8 protein-coding genes are annotated in these 17,912 nt (G+C 47.5%); 5 read left to right on the top strand and 3 right to left on the bottom strand.

The annotated features are described in order from the left end of the window. The first annotated feature begins 63 nt into the window (after window positions 1–63). Entirely contained in the window at window positions 64–1,035 is a 972-nt protein-coding gene (locus tag LLG96_00445; GenBank protein MCE5248665.1) for a hypothetical protein, read from the top strand. 276 nt (window positions 1,036–1,311) lie between these two features. On the opposite strand, the gene LLG96_00440 is transcribed toward LLG96_00445, so the two are convergent. Continuing rightward, entirely contained in the window at window positions 1,312–2,481 is a 1,170-nt protein-coding gene (locus tag LLG96_00440) for a Gfo/Idh/MocA family oxidoreductase (protein ID MCE5248664.1), read from the bottom strand. A gap of 475 nt (window positions 2,482–2,956) precedes the next feature. Continuing rightward, window positions 2,957–3,868 (bottom strand): DMT family transporter, encoded by a 912-nt coding sequence (locus tag LLG96_00435; GenBank protein ID MCE5248663.1) that lies wholly within the window; start codon window positions 3,866–3,868, stop codon window positions 2,957–2,959. Between the two features lie 772 nt (window positions 3,869–4,640). Here LLG96_00435 and LLG96_00430 point away from each other — a divergent pair. The 3 genes from LLG96_00430 to LLG96_00420 all read left to right on the top strand — a co-directional run bounded on the left by LLG96_00430 (window position 4,641) and on the right by LLG96_00420 (window position 13,679). Further along, window positions 4,641–8,849, top strand: a complete 4,209-nt coding sequence (locus tag LLG96_00430; GenBank protein MCE5248662.1) for a T9SS type A sorting domain-containing protein — start codon at window positions 4,641–4,643, stop codon at window positions 8,847–8,849. A 259-nt stretch (window positions 8,850–9,108) separates the two neighbouring features. Continuing rightward, entirely contained in the window at window positions 9,109–13,029 is a 3,921-nt protein-coding gene (locus LLG96_00425) for an Ig-like domain-containing protein (GenBank protein ID MCE5248661.1), read from the top strand. 14 nt (window positions 13,030–13,043) lie between these two features. After that, a complete protein-coding gene (locus LLG96_00420) occupies window positions 13,044–13,679 on the top strand; it encodes a hypothetical protein (protein ID MCE5248660.1) in 636 nt (211 codons plus the stop codon). 339 nt (window positions 13,680–14,018) lie between these two features. On the opposite strand, the gene LLG96_00415 is transcribed toward LLG96_00420, so the two are convergent. Next, a complete protein-coding gene (locus LLG96_00415) occupies window positions 14,019–16,337 on the bottom strand; it encodes a tetratricopeptide repeat protein (protein ID MCE5248659.1) in 2,319 nt (772 codons plus the stop codon). Window positions 16,338–16,823: 486 nt separating this feature from the next. Between LLG96_00415 and LLG96_00410 the strand changes: the two genes are divergently transcribed. Further along, window positions 16,824–17,777, top strand: a complete 954-nt coding sequence (locus LLG96_00410; GenBank protein MCE5248658.1) for a glycosyltransferase family 2 protein — start codon at window positions 16,824–16,826, stop codon at window positions 17,775–17,777. Window positions 17,778–17,912 lie beyond the last annotated feature (135 nt).

Here is a 17,912-nt window from a genome sequence, read left to right as displayed (position 1 = left end):
TTAAATTCATACCTCAATCCAAGTGTCGAGGAATTCTTTCGATAAAATAATCGGAGGATAATAATGGGTTTTTATAACAGAAGAAGCTGTATAATATATTACACATTATTATCAAGTATTGTTTTGTGTGGCTGCTCAATAAGGCAATATGTTTTTACTTCAGACCCTCCTGGTGCAACAATATATTCTAAAGTTACACACAGCGGAGGAGATGATTACCCAAAGTCGACAAATAAAAAAACTCCATGCACAATAGAGCATAAATTCTTTTTAGGCATGCCTTGGGAAGTATGGGCATTCCAAGCAGTAAAAGGAAGTGATTACAAAGATTCTGAATATATTTATGAGCTTGATATTAAACCGAATAATATTGGTGAGCGGAAATACCATTTCGTTCTCGAACCCAACAGCAAAACTCCCAACAGCAAATCTTCACCTGTAGAAATATCAAAAAAAATAAATTCACGCGCAAATCAACGAAAAATTGAAGACAAAAAAGTAACAATTCCTTCAAGGAACAACGACACAACTCTTGGTTCATCTGATAACAGCCTTGCATCAATTTCGTCGGGAATGTGGAAAGATATTTCATGGAATTCAAACATTTCAAACCTTCAGGGTTTTAATCAGACTAATTCTTCTCAAGATGGTAATCTGAAAACATATGTGAGACTCAATGACGAATTGAAATTAGGGGAGATTCCATTAGAAAGTATAACATATGATTTTTGGAAAGGCCGTTTTTTTCGGGTCACTTTGATGCCCAGAGACAGGAAAGGGCGTACTGTTGAAGAATTACTGATAAAATTATTTGGAGACTACTATACACCGCCATATAACAGAGGTATAAGTGGATATAATGCAACATGTTATTGGGGATTTGGCGATTTGATTATCGAACATGAATACGGTTCAGATGTTATTGATATCAATGCATCAAAATTAGACTATATTCCATGGTCAGGATATATATCAATTTATTCAAAAACAATTGCTGACGAGATGGGATTTGAGTATCCGGATAAATTTAAATGAACTGATGTTTTATTAATCAGTAATATTTCATGACCTGCTGATACCTTTTTATTTCAGGCAGGCAAGGAAATATATGCTGATTTGCAGCAGAACTGCGAGGTATCAAATTCCTATTCTTACACCCGCTTCTCTTTTGCATGTGGCAGAAGAGACCTATTGATTTTACATGATAAGGGAACCTGAACTGAAGAAACAGTATGGTTCCCTTTATCGTTTTTTTTTCTATGCAAACTTCAATCGTATCAAAAAAATTTTCCCGGTCGCCATTTCTCTGCCCTATCTGAATATCGCCTCGTCGATCCAGTTCGGTCTTGGTGCAGGCGCTTCCCAGTCCTCGGGAAGGTCGCTGACACGGATCATCGCTCCCCCGTGATCGACATGGGACTTGAACGCCGCGAGGAATATCCGTGTCTTATCGAGGATGTAGTCATAGCTCCACTGCATCTGGCGGGTTTCGAACATACGCTGCATGGCGAACACCGTGGGGAAAAACAGGTGGTAGAGACGGTTCATCGGCTCGCCCTTGGTCCAGTGGTTCATGATGTCCCACCAGCCGCCGCTGTAGTAAATCCGGATTCCGGCGTTTGCCTGCTGGCCGACTACCTGCTGCTGCGCCGCGACGAACGGTTTGGCCTGTTCACCGACACCATCGATTTTGATGCCCTTGTACTGGAGCGCCAGAAGTCCCCAGTTCATGACCGGTGTGCCGTATGTGCTGTCCGACCACCAGCCGTCCGCCAGAAATCCCACCCGTTCCACATCCATCCCGAGAATGGCGAGCAGGAAATAGAGGCCGTGGGTGCCGTGCGCCGGATATTCGCCGGCCGAATTATCAGAGTTCACACCGATGATGGGTATCTTCTGCTTGAGGAGTTCCTCCACCTTCCAGCGGGCGACGAACACCTCCTTGATGTACTCGCGCTCGTCGGTGCAGAGAATGGGAGTGTTGTGCTCCCGTGCCGTATCGACCATCGCCCGGGCATGTTTCATGGAAAACGAGAATGGACGGTTGATGAAACAGGGGATTCCGGCCTCGAGATAGGGTCTGGTCAGGAGGTGCCACCATTTGACCTCGTAAAAACTGCCGAAAATCATGCCATCCACCTTGTCCACCATGTCATAGTAATTTTTAACAACCTCGCAGCCGAACTTTTTAGCGAACTCCTCCGCTTTTTCAGGCCGCGAATCCCAGACATGGGTCATGAGCATCCGCGTCGAACGTATCGGCCACCGTCCGGGTTCCACAGGATTGATCGTCGGCCCCCATATGGTGGGCATGTGGCTATATTCTCCGACACCGACAACTCCGACCTTGAGCAGTTCAACGGTCGGTGTGGTTTTTGTTTTCGCACGAGCCTTACGGGGAAGCATGGTGCCAGAAGCTGCGGCTGTTCCGGCAAGCGCGGCGGCTTTCATAAACCGTCTGCGGGCGAGATTTGAATCCATGAATCAACCTCCTCTTATTTGTGCCCAAAACTATTTCATGTACATACAGGGTCTTATGATACTTTTTCCTATTTTCTTTTAGAAAATGTAACCTGGATTATTCATAAACGCCGAAAAGAGCCGAGGTAACTATGGCGTATACTCAATAATAACAATGTGCGATAACGTTATCTCAGCTTTCACATGATCCCCCTCGGCTTCGCCGTATCCCCCTTATTAAAAAAAAGGGGGAATCGCATCATCTCTCTCCTTAAAAAGGGGGCATGCCGGCAGGCAGGGGGGATATTTTTTAGAATTAAAATACAAATTTATGAATTACTCTTGATGAAAACGTAGTATTACCGATAACATATATAGTTTTGTAGAAAGATACCTGTAATCCGGCGTTATGTACATCCTCTGTCGGCGTTTTGTACAAAACAATCGTTGAACTATAGTTTATTATTATACAGCATTATTACCGATCCGGATAAAATCAGGCATTGCCCATATTATTCCTGAACTTTGTCAATCCTATTCCGGTCATGATCGCTGTCAGCCCGACGATGTGGAGAGCCGTTATGGTTTCTCTGCTGCTGAGCAAATATACTAGCAGGAGTGTAAAAGCCGGCTCAAGGTTGGTATACGCACCCACGCGGGAAGGGCCGATCTTTCCCAGGGAATAATAGTACAGGGTATTTGCGAGGAAAAGAGGTCCCACAGCCGCAATACAGGCATTCCCCCAGTTATTGGGAGTTATCGCTGACCATGACTGGCCGGGCAACTGCATAATAAAAAGCGGAATATGATACACTGTTGTGAAAAAAAATGTCCAGCCCATTGAAACGAGCGGAGAGTAGCAGTCGACGATCCCCTTTCCGAAAACGGTGAAAATCGCCCAGCATAAACACGATATGATCACGAGGAGATCGCCGGGATTGAAGTCTGAAATCCCGCCCCGGAAAGTAAGGGCCGCCACGCCTGAAAAGCCGACTGCTATGCCGATGACGACCCATATGGTGGGTTTTTCGATCCCGGTAAGGGCGGATATTCCCACGATATAAAGAGGTATCGTACCGCTGAGAATCCCGGCGTGGGAAGCGGTTGTCCTGGAAAGTCCCAGATGAAATATTGCCATAAAAAGGAAAAAACCGAAAAAGGAAACGAGCGCCACGAGTCCGATATGCTCTCGTCTGATCCACGGTGACCGGCCGGTTGCAATGATGAAACCGAAAAGCAGCACAGTGGCGATACTAAGCCGTATACCGTTGAAAATATAGACATGAAAACCACCGGGCATTCCCCCGATCGCTTCCCTGGTCAACACCGTACCGAGCGCCCATAAAAAACACGCCGCAAGCATCGCGCCATCCGCATATCCATATCGGGCGTTGTTTGCCTTACCCATATAATCGAACCTTTTCCATATAAAATTCAGGATACATCTGACACTATCTCACCAGTAAGTTAATCCCCGGATTACCGGAAATGCAATAATATCTTTGGTTTTTATTCTCAATAAAAGGACACGGGAATAACTTTCCTACCGGCTAATAGGAAAAAATTCCCCTCCGCAACTCATTGAAAATATCCATACGATACGATTCTGCTCTTTAATGACGGCAGAGGATGTATTTGTATAATTATAATGTATACAATATGTTATAACAATATGCATGTTGGACTGACGAATTTTGGAATTGAGTATGAATGGTACTTTGGCATCAATTGTGCGTACAATTCCAACAGTCATTCCATCCGTTTTTTACTATGTCGCGGTATGAAACCGGTAAGGATTCAATTGTTGTATTATAAAACGGGGTAAAAAGTTTACAAAAAACCCTAAAGTTTTTTCAATAACTACCGATAAAATTGAGAGGAAAGGTAGTCTACGACCTTTTGTATCCATACTTATGTGATTTTTTGAATGCTTACACAGTGTACCTAAACAAAGCAAAGTAAGGAAACTGAGCTTAAAACACCATGGAAGGAGATAAGCCGATGACGGAAAAAACCTAGGAAATGTGTATTATTCGTAAAAGCGGTGTTCTACACTACTTTATTTCTGTGAATGGTTTTATCGAGCTGATCTTAAAACGTAACGAAAAAGGTGAAAAAGGCTTGCATCAGTAAAGGAATTTTATGAGGTTCATAACTATTTTGTTTAAGGAGAATCACAGATGAAATCTCGACTGTTAATTGTTTTATCCCTGGTCTTTATGATTATCGGGGTAAGCAATGCCCTAGCGGCCACACTGACAGTCACTCCGGATCAGGTTCCAAAAGGAGCGTATGTCAATGGCCCCAAAGGCGAAACGGATGATAACTACTACTGGCAGGTGCTTTCGCTGACAAGCGGGGCAGCGCACGTAAGCGGGCAGACAATCACTATTACGTTCCCGTCCGATGTCACCCTGGCCAAAGTAAACAGCGCAGGCACATATGACAGCCATGTTACACTCTACTATACTGATGTCAGCGCCGGCGGCATGACGGTAGCGGTAACTTCAGCTACCGCTTCGACAATCGTACTGACCATTGGCGTCGCTGATATGGCATCAGGAGATATTGTCAAACTCATGTTCCCGGTCGAAACCGGAACTGCGACTACGTCGGATGATTATTATGTCACATTCTCGGATGCCACAACCGACAATATCGCCAGCGGAGCCGGAGCTATGGTTACATTCCGTGAGCCCGGCGCCCTCCAGCTTTTCACGTTCCAGTCGAATCTGACGGGGGACAACGACTCTACTTCGACGTACGGCGACCAGTACCCGGCTGCTGCAGCGCAGCTGTTCAGCGCTCTTACCGATCTTATCCCGGACGGCGGCGACGGACAGGTTAATGGCGCTGATGTTCCCGGACCCGATCTTGACGGTACGGAATCCAGTGACGATGTCGTATATTCGATCTGGGTATATACCGATTCACTCCTCAGCCATGTCGACTCCACAGCAGTGCTTTTCGCGGTCAGGTATGACACCGCGCAGAAATTCACCCTGAATGAACTGGCTAACGGAAACGCTGCGACGATCGCAACGGGAGGACTCCCGGAAGGTAATTACTGGCTCTACATTACCAGCCAGTTTACCGGTGACTTCCCGCTCGCCCGCTCGGATCAGCTGACCATCCGGCATTATCCCGTGGTCAATCTCATGGGCTGGGACAAAACGTTACCGCCGGATGGATTTGATAATGAGGCTCCATACTCCGACGACGGTGATGCAACCCTCGATACCGGTACGTATTATGATATCGACGGGAATGTGACGGGAACAGCAAATACCGCCACGGATATGGATCTGTATATCAGCGTAGACGACTTTGACGATAATGCGCAGGTATACGTTTTCTATTCGACCAATGCGGGTTTCGCAGCCACCGATGTTCGTACATCGGGCTCCCCACTGGTCGTCGACGGTATTGGTACCGCCCCGAATAATGCAACACTTCTCGTAAGCACATTGTATGAAAATCAGGAAGATACCGACGGTCTCATCAAATGGAACTGGGATGTCAATCCTGTCGGGAGCTCTTTTATTCCTGCAGGCGATTACACAATGTACGTGGTCGCATGCGATGGGAAACACACCAGTTTCCTTAAAGCGGTTGGCGCCGATGCTTCCAACTCGGAATTAATCAAGATCAGGCATTCACCATCGCTGACCATCGACGCGCTGACTGAATACGATGCTGCTGCAGTGGATCCCTCCACCGCCGATGTCACCATTGATCCGTCCCTGACCGATATTATCATGCTGAGCTGGGGCAAGAACGGCGTTGACGGCGACAAGGATATTGATGATTCAGCTACAATAGAATTCTACATCCATTATTCATCAACATCAGCGTCTCCCTTTGGCAGCACAGACGCTGTCGCCCTTCGTGCTGCGGCATCCGCAAATGACGATTCAATCCACACCCACAAGATCTGTGAAGGGATACTCGAGGACCTCGAGGGCAAAGCCAATTCCTACTATGCGTGGAATATGACCGCGGATTACAAGAAGACGGGCTGGCATCCAATGGATGGTACGTTCGCTGGCTACTATCTCATTTACGCAATTATTGATGAGAACAAGTCGACCAACAACACAGCCCGTGTCGTAGCGCTTGGAGATGATGGATTATTGACAACCGGCGAAACCATCACCAGGGTCAATTTTGCAACCTTCAAGAAATTTGCCCGCCTGCTCGACCCGCCTGCGGAAGGCAAAACCATCAATGCGGAAGAAACCTACCGCATAAAATTCGAGGCCAATGATTACAACCAGAACGGAAAAGTGGGTATCTATATCGTCAATAATTCCGTTTCAGCAGGCCCGACTACAACAAATCCAACTACGCTGGGTGCTTTAGCGGCAGGCAACGTATATATGCTTACCTCGACTGACGGCGATGATGCCAATTTCTCGGGTCTTGCCACAAAGACTACCACATATTACGACCTGTCCATCAGAACACCGGGTGATGCAACGGTATTATACACAACCGATATTACCAATGCCGGTACCGATCTTTCTGACGGCACCTACTGGGTCTATATCGGTGTTGTCGCTGATGAGAGCTGGGATGGCACCGAGACGCTCTACAGGGCGCCTGGTTCTCTGACGCTTCTCAATGTCGCAACTACACCGTCCCAGAAGAATCTCACGATCAGCCCGATGACGCTGAGCACTGCTCAGGGCGACACGACCACGTTCTCCGTCATGGCTGCCGATGAGACCAATCCCGTCGACCTCATGGATCTGTATATCGCGGTCGAAAAAGCATACTGGACTGTTGTCACCTCCAGCGGACCGTTTACCGATGCAGCAGGGTATGGAGTTCTTCTCTCCAACCAGCTGATCGATGACGACGCTAACGGACGGTGGCTGCTGAGAGCCACAGTATTCAATGATGGTAATCCGATAGACCCGGCCGATACAGGTCTCGGTACCGCCCTCGCTACCTTTAAACTCGTGAGCAAAGGAACTACAAACGCCCTCGAAGCTTCAACGAGCGTGTACTTTGTCAACGAACCGTCCAAGGGCTGGGTAACCAAATTCGTCAATGACGGCGCCGACATTTCGATCAAAACCCTTTCGAGCTCGGTCAAGGTTGTTCCGAGACCGCTCATCGAGGGTATTGTCGAGTTTGAAGGACGTGGGACTTCGGCATATACGGTCACTCTCGAACTGCGTGCCCGTGGATCGTATGTCGCATCGACCGACACGATATTTGCCAATGCAAATGATACCGATTTCAATACACCGGGTATTCAGTATGTTCTCGATACCGACGGATTATTCACCCTCAAGAAAGCCCCGATGGGTGAATGGGATCTCGTGGCGGTGTATAACCGTTATCTCTCGAAGAAGCTGGAAGTCGGACTTTATGCGGGCATGGACACCGTGTTTGTCAATTTCGGCAAGCTTCTCGGCGGTGACTGCTTCGGTTATACCGATTCAAGCGGTGCGGTATGGCCCGACAACCAGATCGATACCGGTGATATCAACGTCATCAAGTCCGCATTCCTCTCCACTCCCGACAGCAGCAAATGGGATGACGGAGAGTACAACTACAAGTGGGCCGATATTAATGAAGACAACGAGGTTGAAACTACCGACCTGTCGATGGCAACAGCCCATGTCGGCGTCAGCGGTGACGCACCGGTGTACAAGCCGGTTTTAAGCCCTGTACAGTCCAATCTCGATGCCATTGTCGAGTTCGCAAATGTTCCGAATGAGCTCAAAGCGGGTCAAAGCTACACCATTCAGGTCGCAGTCCGTAATACAGGCAACGTGAGAGCATATTTTGTCAACATGAATTATGACAAGAATAAGCTCGCATTCAACGGAATTACCGAAGGTGATTTCCTCGCCGGCGACTCATATTCCTTCCCTGTCGTCGGAAACGGAACAGTCGGTCTTGCAAATTCCGTATTCGGTGATGCTGTCCACTTCGGCGACGGTATTCTTGCTGAAGTGACATTCACGGCGTTGAAAGACGGTGCGTTTTCACCTGATATCCTTGGCATAAAGACAGCGTCGTTCGTCAACGCTCAATTTATGAAGGAAACGGTTATCAATGAAAACCCGGCGGGAATCGACGGTCAGAATGTTCCTGCAACATTCAATCTGACCCAGAACTTCCCGAACCCGTTCAACCCGACCACGACAATCAGCTTTGCCATACCCGAACAGAGCAATGTCGAACTCAGGATTTACGACATTCTCGGACGCCATGTGAACACACTGGTTTCAGGCGCATATGCTCCCGGTAACTACGCGGTGAGATGGAATGCGACTGATATGTACGGCAATGCGGTATCCAACGGCGTGTATTTCTACACAATCCATGCCGGAAATTACCATGCCACAAAGAGAATGCTGTTCATCAAGTAAGAACAGTGTGAATAACCAATACAAAGGGCTCGTCACGTACGAGCCCTTTGTATTTCGGGCCGTGCCGTACGGAATTTTTTTCCTTTTCCTGAGTAATAACATTCCCTATATTGTGTTCATCCATGGTGAAAGAACCTGTAACAGCCTGTTAATGCAGGGATTGTACTGTTAATAATCGTTGGCATGTTATTTGCGAAATATCATTCCCGGATAGTATTATGTTCCTCTTCATCATAACGGTGATTCCGGATATTCATCTATGAATATGAGATACTTTACCTCATGCGTTATCCTGCTTGGACTGAGTCTCCTGCTGTTTCCATCGGTAACCATGGCCGAACCTGCCGGGGTTGTTCCCGGACAGTTGTGGTTATACCTGTATGAAAAAGGTTCGGGTACCGATTCGGGCGGTATCAATGAAATCTACGCTTCTCTGGGAGATACGGTCAGTATCGATGTTTTCATGCGTAATCCAAAGACGATCCCGATATCGGCGGTTGAAATATATCTGACTGTTGACGGTCGATATTTCAACATAGTGAGCCAGGGAAAAAACATGGAGAAGAACAAATTCTATCTCCAACCCAAACCGTTCATCCAGGGAGAATATTTCAGAGCCGTGCAGGGAATAGTCCAGCCCTATGGAAACAACACGCACGGAGATTCGCTCAGCGCTTACGACAACGGGATGGACGGCTGGCAGCTTGATTATGTCGAGATGACACCTCAGGATTCCGGCCAGGGAAGACCGTCATCCAACTTGAGATACGGAGTAGTCGCGACATTCAAGCTTATCGCAAAGGCTCCCTGTGATTCATCCACCATCAAGCTCGATGTCGATCAGTACAATGTGCGTGTTTCAAGCTATCATGAGCCCTACGCAAGTAATACGTATTACTTTAAATCATTTCAAACCTGCAAAATCAACGTATCCGGAATTGAAATCAATCCACCTCTTCCCGATAAAATGCTTGCGCCCGGAAGTATCGACACAACCCTTGATCTCGATGAATATGTCGGCGTTTCATCGATCCCCGATTCACTCCTTATCTGGAGTGCGTCCGGAAACAACCGTATCAGCGTTACCATCAATTCGAAAACACATGTCGTAACCTTTACGGTTCCCAATGATTATAAAGGATATGAGGATATCATTTTTACCGTTTCCGATGGTAAAGGGAACCAGTCGTCCGACACCATGAGAATCACCGTGGACGAGCCTCCGCTTCTTCTTAAAATCGCCATCAAAGACACACTGTATATACATGAGGATTCACTCGAGGTCGCTCTCAAACTGAATGAAATAGTCCGCGATAACGATGATGCCATCGAAAATATGACATGGTTTTTCATCACCGGCGGAAATGTTATTCCCTCGCGGGCGGGTACTGTTCTTTCTCTCATGGGAAAGCAGGATTTCTTTGGGGTGGACAACCTGAGAATTTCCGTTTATGATTCTTTCAGTCTGGGCGATTCGCTCACCGTTCCGGTCAGGGTGCTTCCGATAAACGATCCGCCGATTCTTAAAGGACTGCCGGATGTGACATTTCAACGCGGCGAGTCATACGTGTTCTCCATGAGTACGTACGCAAAAGACGTTGACAACGATCCGCTCTCCATCACATGGAATTCATCGCAAAACCTCATTACGAACGCTGAGGGATATGCAATCACCATAAGAGCCAATCCGGACTATGTGGGCACCGAGGAGAAAATATTCACGGTAACCGATCCTTCCGGTCGGGCAGCGAGTGATACCATGCTCGTTACGGTGACTCCTGCAAAGAATCCTCCGGTATTTTCACGCATTCCAAAAATCGGATTCCCACAGGGACAGGCCGATTCGACGCTTGTTCTTAAAAATTATGTTCTCGATTCCGATGATGCGTTCGAGAATTTGAAATTCGTTTTCGCAAATACCGACGATATCGACAGCGTGTATGTCAACAAAATCACGGGCCGCGTCACATTCTATGATCTCAACAACACACCGGGCTGGGACAGGATCACGATCACCGGGTTCGATCCGGACGGAAACAATACATCGACACAGTTCATTGCGTTCATTGGACCTGCCGACGGCACACCGATTGTCGGAGGCATTCCCGATACCACTCTCGTTGCGGGCGATATTCAGCCGAAATGGATAGATCTCGACGATTTCTACTATGACGCCGATAATGCGGATAAAGACATGACATGGACATGGGGCCGTCAGGCCGAAGCCGACAGTGTTGTCACAGCCACCATTAACTCGTTGACACACGTTGTCAGCCTGAAAAGCCTCAGCCCGGATTTGTACGGCGTGAACCGAATTTTCTTTACGGTTACCGATCCCATCGGCAAATTCGCGGATGACCTTACAATTATCACCGTTCTCGAAGACCGGTCAAAACCTACGCTCGATCTGCCATCTAAAGTCGGTTTTATCACCGGCGAACAGGACAGCCTCGACCTCGATGATTTCGCCGAGGATTTCCAGTACTCGAAATCGGAGCTCACCTGGCTGTGGACAGGCAATAAAAACACTGTCATCCAGTTTCAACAGCCTTATGGAATCAGAACAAAACCGGTTTCCTTTACCGGTTCCTTTGGCTGGGTTGGATGGGAACGAGTCGAGTTCATCGTATCGAATCCCATGGGCGGCGCGGCAAAAGACACCCTCACCGTGTTCAGCGTTCCTGCCGACGGCAGCCCTGTAGCAGGAGGCCTTACCGATATTTCCCTGAAAGCCGGTCAGTGTATCACGGTTAATCTTGATGATTACTATTTCGATGCAGACACTCCATTGTATAATATGTCGTGGTCGATATCCGGTAACGACAGCCTGACGGTATATATCGATCCGGCGACACATATTGCCACCGTATGCTCGCCATCAGAATCATGGGAAGGCAATGAAACACTGAAATTCACTGTGAGCGACCCCGAAAATCATTCGAGCTCGATGCAGGTTACCGCAACAGTCACCGGAGCGACCCTGAAAAATGTTTTTACCGTACTGCTCTTCCGCAATCCCATGCAGGAAGACTACATGGACCTCTATATCAAAAGCAGGGAAAGCCTCAGTATACAACCGGCTGTCCACATACGAGTCGATAAGGACTCGACGAATGTTTCCATCGAGCGTGTCGATACACAGTACTATTACGGGAAATACCTCCTGCCCTACAGCAGAAGCATCGGTTACAAGGGAACCGCGCACATTGTTGTGAAGGGAACGACATCGACAGGAAAAGCGGTGCAGGATACAACGAACTTTACATATGGCCGTATCGATAAAACCGGCGCAAAACTTGTGGTGGACCGGGCATCATTAACCATACCACCGGATGCGCTTGCAAAACCGGTGCTTGTTACGGTAATCCCCGAGAATACCGACAATCGCGTGGACAGTCGTGAATCGGCGGAAGAAGTGATGCTCACGGACGTTTCGTACAATATCGGCCCGTCATCGCTGAACCCGGAAAAGCCGCTAACTGTAGGATTTTCGGTTGCTTCACGGGCTGTCGGGGCTGGAATTTACAGGCTTGACGGAACTCGGTGGACATTCGTCGGCGCATCGAGAGGCGATAACATTGTCCGGGCTGAAACAGACCGTCCCGGCATATTCCGGCTCGGTTTCGACGCTACCCCGCCGCATCTCAGGCTTGTCGAGTCACAGAACGACGGTATCGCCATATTCGCGGACGATCCCGGGAGCGGTATCGACAGCCGGTCAATCGTGGTTTCCTGCAACGGCGAAGTCCTTCTCCATGAGTATGATGCCGTCAGATCGACGATTGCCGTTTACCCCGGCGACAGCGGAACAGGCGGAACGGTCACAATCGAGGTTACCGTATCCGACCGGTCAGGCAATTCCAGATCAGAGACATTCCTGGCTGGTGCGAATACGACGCCTTCACGGATCAGTGTCGAACAGAACAGCCCGAATCCGTTCAATCCCGTGACTCATATAACCTTTTTCCTCACCGCTGACACTGCTCTCAGCATCGAGGTGTTCGATCTTTTAGGCAGAAAAGTACGGGTTCTCGCCGATGACCGTTTCCCGCCGGGAAACCACACTGTCATCTGGGATGCGCGTGATGAAAACAACCGGCCTGTTTCGAGCGGAACCTATCTGTACAGGGTACTGTCCGATAACTGGACAATAACCCGTAAAATGCTCCTGTTACGGTAAAGGTGGGATAAACCATGCATCGCGTTTTGTATATCATACTTTTACTTTTCATCATAACCGGGTGCAGCGGCGGTATCATGGATGTCAAGCAGACCAGTTATGACGATATAATCAAATCCGGCTGGACGGAATACAACCAGGGCAAATACGATGACGCCTACCAGCTTTTTCTCGATGCGAAAGACTACGACGACAAACGTCCCGAAGCATATATAGGCAGCGGATGGTCTCTCCTGCGCCGTCAGCATCCCGACAGCTCCATTGTGGCTTTTCGGGCTGGTTTCGATTACGTCACAAGTCTCGCGGATACGGTGGATGTTTTATGCGGGCTTTCCGGATCATATCTCGCAGCCGGCGAAAACACAAACATCATCAATCTCTTCAAAAAGTATACGGTCAGCTCGTATGAAGATGTTTTCCCCCTTGAAAAACACGACTTCTTCATTGATACCGGTGATCTCGAAATCGTCCAGGCGATGGCCTTCTACCGCCTAAAAATCTATTCATCCACCGAACAGCCCGATCCCGACAACGCTACATATCACCTCAATCAGGCCCTTTATACCCCGTATACCTATACTGATTCCCAGGCGCTCATGGAGAAGATAACGGAATACCTCAATCAATCGGGCAGCGGTTTTTACTTATAATCGCGGGTATTCCGTGAAACAGTTTATTCAGCCCGACCTATTTACGAAATTTAATGGAACACGGATTCGCGCGGATTTCTTTTTATATTTAATGAAAACAAGAGATTCCTTTTCCCCCTCGCCTGTTTACGGGAGAGGGGCCAGGGTGAGGTTAAACAGAGGCAAACTATTAATAGCTACTAAATATAGTATAAATAATCTCTTATATCTATTTGTGTCTTTGTGGTGAAATATTTCCACGCATAAGCCGGATTACATTGATTTTCTTTCTCCGTGCCTCCGTGTCTCAGTGGTTAAATTGTTTATGAATATTTTCAGATAAATCCGGGTTATATGAATTTAACGGCGGGTGTTTCCCTGTTCCCTGAGAATGACGTTCATGAGCTGCCGTGCTTCGCTGAACGAGGGTTCAAGCTCAAGAGCGCGTCTGGTGTGATCAGCCGCTTTATCGAGTGTGCCAAGCTTTCTGTAGGCAAAACCGAGTTTGTAGTGAACAGCGGGATTGTTTGAATTGATATTAAGCGTTTTTAAATAAGCAGCGATGGCATCCTGCACATTCCCCATTCCATAGAGTGCGTCTCCCATATTGATGAGAACTTTGATGTTATCCGGTTCCGATGAAAGCGCTTGACGGTATACGGCGACCGCTTCATCAAACCGGCCAAGTTTCATGAGGGCATCGCCGCAATTGATATTCGCCACAGTATACCCGGGATCGATACCGAGCGCTTTTCGGTAAGAGTCGACAGCCTCGGCGTATTTACCCTGACGGTAGAAGATAATCCCCATGTTGTTATAGGTTTTTGTGAACCGGGGATTTATGTTGCGGGCTCGTTCATATTCCCTGAACGCTTCATCGAAACGTTCCAGCCGGAACAGGGCGCTTCCGATTTTATTATAAAGTTCGCAATCACCCTGTTCAAACTCGAGGGCGCGGCGATATTCCTTTAAAGCCTCATCATATTTGTCTTCCTGGTACAATACGTCGCCGATACCGACATGAGCCTTTGCGGATGCAGGATTTATAGTAATAACAGCCTGAAAAGCCTTAAGCGCTTCCTCATACCTTCCTTCCTGGTAAAACGTGGTTCCCATATTCATATACACTTCACTGTCGCCAGGATTGATCGAAAGCGCTTTCGCATAATATTCAAGCGCCTGATCGTAGTCTTTCTCCAGAGACAGTGCATTACCGAGATTGTTGAGGGCAAGGACATAACCGGGATTCGCTTCGAGGCTTTTCTTATATTCCGCAATGGCTTCTCTTGTCTTCTCTTCGCGTAACAAGGCATTACCGAGATTATTATGGGGCCTCGCCTTGTTCGGCGATTTCCGCACCGTATCGGTCCAGAGGCTCAAATCCGTTTTCCATACTTTATTCCGTTCATATGTCAGGAATGAGCAGCCGGTAATAATTGCCAGAAAAATGATGATCGCCGCCCTTGCATGTTTTTCCCACAGGAGATCGTAAAGCGTGCTTACCAGAAAAAGGCTGAATCCGAACATCGGCAGATAGAGCCTGTGCTCGAACATGACGTTTCTCAGGGGTATTATGGTCGATTCGACGGAAAGTGTCAGGAAAAACCACAGGATACCGACTGCTTCCAGTTTCCTTTTTGGAAGAATCACAATCGCGGTAATAAACAGCGCTAACAGGAAAAGAAAACCTGCCGCGGTGTAAAACTCGAAAAAACCGTGTGAAGCCGGAAAATCATGATCGAGGTTCTGCCGGAGAGGGAAAAACAGGAGCCCGATATAAGCCGGGAGAACTCTGAACTGAGTAAAAAGATAGGTGGAGCTTATGAGGAGAGGATCGGAATACCTGTCCGACTCTACCGGCCAGAATAACTTCGGAATACTCCAGCCCGACCATATTATCGCGGGTATTATCAGGAGAAAAAACAATGGCAGAACCAGAAAAATGAGTGTGGATTTCTTCTTCAGCAGCTCCTTCAGGCTTCCCGCGCGAATAAAAATCAGCTCAAACAGGATAACAGCAAACGGCAGGGTAAACACGATTTCCTTCGTAAACATGCCAAGAAGACCGGCCGCAATGGAGCCCCCGAAAAGCATCAGCGATACCGATTTACGTGCCGTCATCCGCGCCCTGAGGTATAAACAGAGCGAGGCAAGATAGAATAACGCCGCAAGCGAGGCAAATCGCTGGACAATATAGGTCACAGCCTGAGTCTGTAACGGATGCGATACAAACAGGAGCGCGCACCCCAGCGCCGCAATGTGTTTGTGTTTACTGATGGCCGTGGATGCCATACCCGGTGATGAAAGAATCAGCATGACAAGCCACCAGACACACCATGATGCACCGAGATGTATTGCCATGTTGACGACATGATACCCGAAAACATGGAGACCATGAAAATGATAATTGAGCGCGAATGTCAAAAACCCGATGATCCGCAGTTTACTGTGAAAACTGAAGTCCCAGAGCCCTTTTATTTCGTTCAGATCACGGATAGCCCTGTTACTCATAATGTTCTGAAGATCATCGAAATGCAGCGAACAATTGAAACTGTTAAGATATATGACTAGTCCGACTGCCGAAATGATGACGAGGGAATAGAGCGGTGAGGTAATACCGTGAGCGATAGAAACCCGAACGGTTCCCGCGCGTTTTTTTTCCTTGATTCGCCGTGCCATCGGGAATTACAGTTTCCTCGAAAATGATCGGTTCAGATTCCGGTAATGTTCAAACACTTCCCGGTCGAACAATATATTGTATCACGTGCAAAAGTCAAGATATACCATCATGTTCCGGCGATCTCGCAATTCTTGGGGCACTACATATGCTCAAGCTTCGCGAGGGAAAACAATGATATACTGTGCGGAACAGATGCCGAAACAGGATATACGAAAAATCCAATTTCACTCAATAATCACTGGCTCGATAATTTTCTTTATTTTCATCATTTTTCCCCTGAAAAAATCGCAAATGATATGTTTCAAAAAAATGTGTGATCGTTGTCAGGTATTACTTTAATCTTGCTTATGGCCGGTATTTCTTGTATGATTCAGTCAGCAGAATACAGCCATGGGCATTAACGATTGCCGGGCGGTTACGGGCGGGAAAACGCGCTGAACACCCTCGGGCGGTGAGACCGGAACTACTTTACATGATGAGAATACATGTATAAAGGGCATAAAATTGCAGTCATTATACCGGCATATAATGAAGAGCTGCTGATAGCCAAAACAGTTGAAACGATTCCCGAGTTTGTCGATCACATCATAGTCATCGATGACGGAAGCACGGACAGAACTGTTGAGATAGTCAGCGAAATTGCATCCCGGAACAGCAGGATACTTTTCATACAACACGGAGAAAACAGGGGTGTGGGCGCTGCTCTGAGCACCGGATATCTGTGGTGTCGTTCAAACGATATGGATATCGCGGTGGTCATGAACGGCGACAACCAGATGGATCCCGTCGATCTGTCCGCGCTCATCAATCCTCTCGTGGAGAACCACGCCGATTATACCAAAGGAAACCGCCTCATTACGGGAGAAGCATGGAACAAGATTCCCCATGTAAGGTATCTGGGTAACTCCATTCTGACGTTCCTTACTAAAATCGTCAGCGGATACTGGCATGTCACCGATTCTCAGTCGGGTTACACCGCCATGAATAAAAGGGCGCTCAAACTCCTCCCGCTCGGTTCTCTCTATACCGGGTATGGTGTTCCGAACGATATTCTTGTCAAAATGAATATATATAACATGCGTGTAATGGACGTTCCGGTCAGCCCGGTATACGGAATCGGCGAACAAAGCAAGATAAGGCTCCGTAAAGTGATATTTTCAATTTCGATGCTGTTGTTTCGTCTTTTTTTCCTGAGGATGTTTCAGAAGTACACCTTACGGGATTTTCATCCGCTGATATTCTTCTATGCTCTCGGTTTCTTTATACTTACTTTGAATATACCGCTGATAGTGCGTCTGTTTTTCGTATGGGGGGACACCGGTTTTATCCCGACGATAAATGCACTCGCAATACTTTTTTGCACCCTCACCGGGTTGCAGCTTATTTTATTTGCCATGCTCTTTGATATGGAAGCTAATGTTGAATTAAAGGGAAAATAAAGCGCCAAAGTGTCTTCGATGTATTCTTACACGGATTTACAAACGAAACGGATCGCGGTTTTTTACCGGACCAGGCAGTTTTTCAGAGATAACACTATCATGCGGGGAGGGACAATCCATGCCTTATCCCGGAAA

It is taken from the genome of bacterium (genome assembly GCA_021372535.1).
In the GTDB taxonomy this organism is placed as follows: Bacteria; Latescibacterota; Latescibacteria; order Latescibacterales; family Latescibacteraceae; genus JAFGMP01.
The sequence above is the reverse complement of the archived record's forward strand: the minus strand, read 5'-3'. Positions and strand labels throughout refer to the sequence as shown.

Coding starts and splice junctions, on each gene's coding strand:
- LLG96_00415 (MCE5248659.1), bottom strand. CDS start 16,337: ATGGCACGGCGAATCAAGGAAAAAAAACGCGCGGGAACCGTTCGGGTT.
- LLG96_00420 (MCE5248660.1), top strand. CDS start 13,044: ATGCATCGCGTTTTGTATATCATACTTTTACTTTTCATCATAACCGGG.
- LLG96_00445 (MCE5248665.1), top strand. CDS start 64: ATGGGTTTTTATAACAGAAGAAGCTGTATAATATATTACACATTATTA.
- LLG96_00440 (MCE5248664.1), bottom strand. CDS start 2,481: ATGGATTCAAATCTCGCCCGCAGACGGTTTATGAAAGCCGCCGCGCTT.
- LLG96_00425 (MCE5248661.1), top strand. CDS start 9,109: ATGAATATGAGATACTTTACCTCATGCGTTATCCTGCTTGGACTGAGT.
- LLG96_00430 (MCE5248662.1), top strand. CDS start 4,641: ATGAAATCTCGACTGTTAATTGTTTTATCCCTGGTCTTTATGATTATC.
- LLG96_00410 (MCE5248658.1), top strand. CDS start 16,824: ATGTATAAAGGGCATAAAATTGCAGTCATTATACCGGCATATAATGAA.
- LLG96_00435 (MCE5248663.1), bottom strand. CDS start 3,868: ATGGGTAAGGCAAACAACGCCCGATATGGATATGCGGATGGCGCGATG.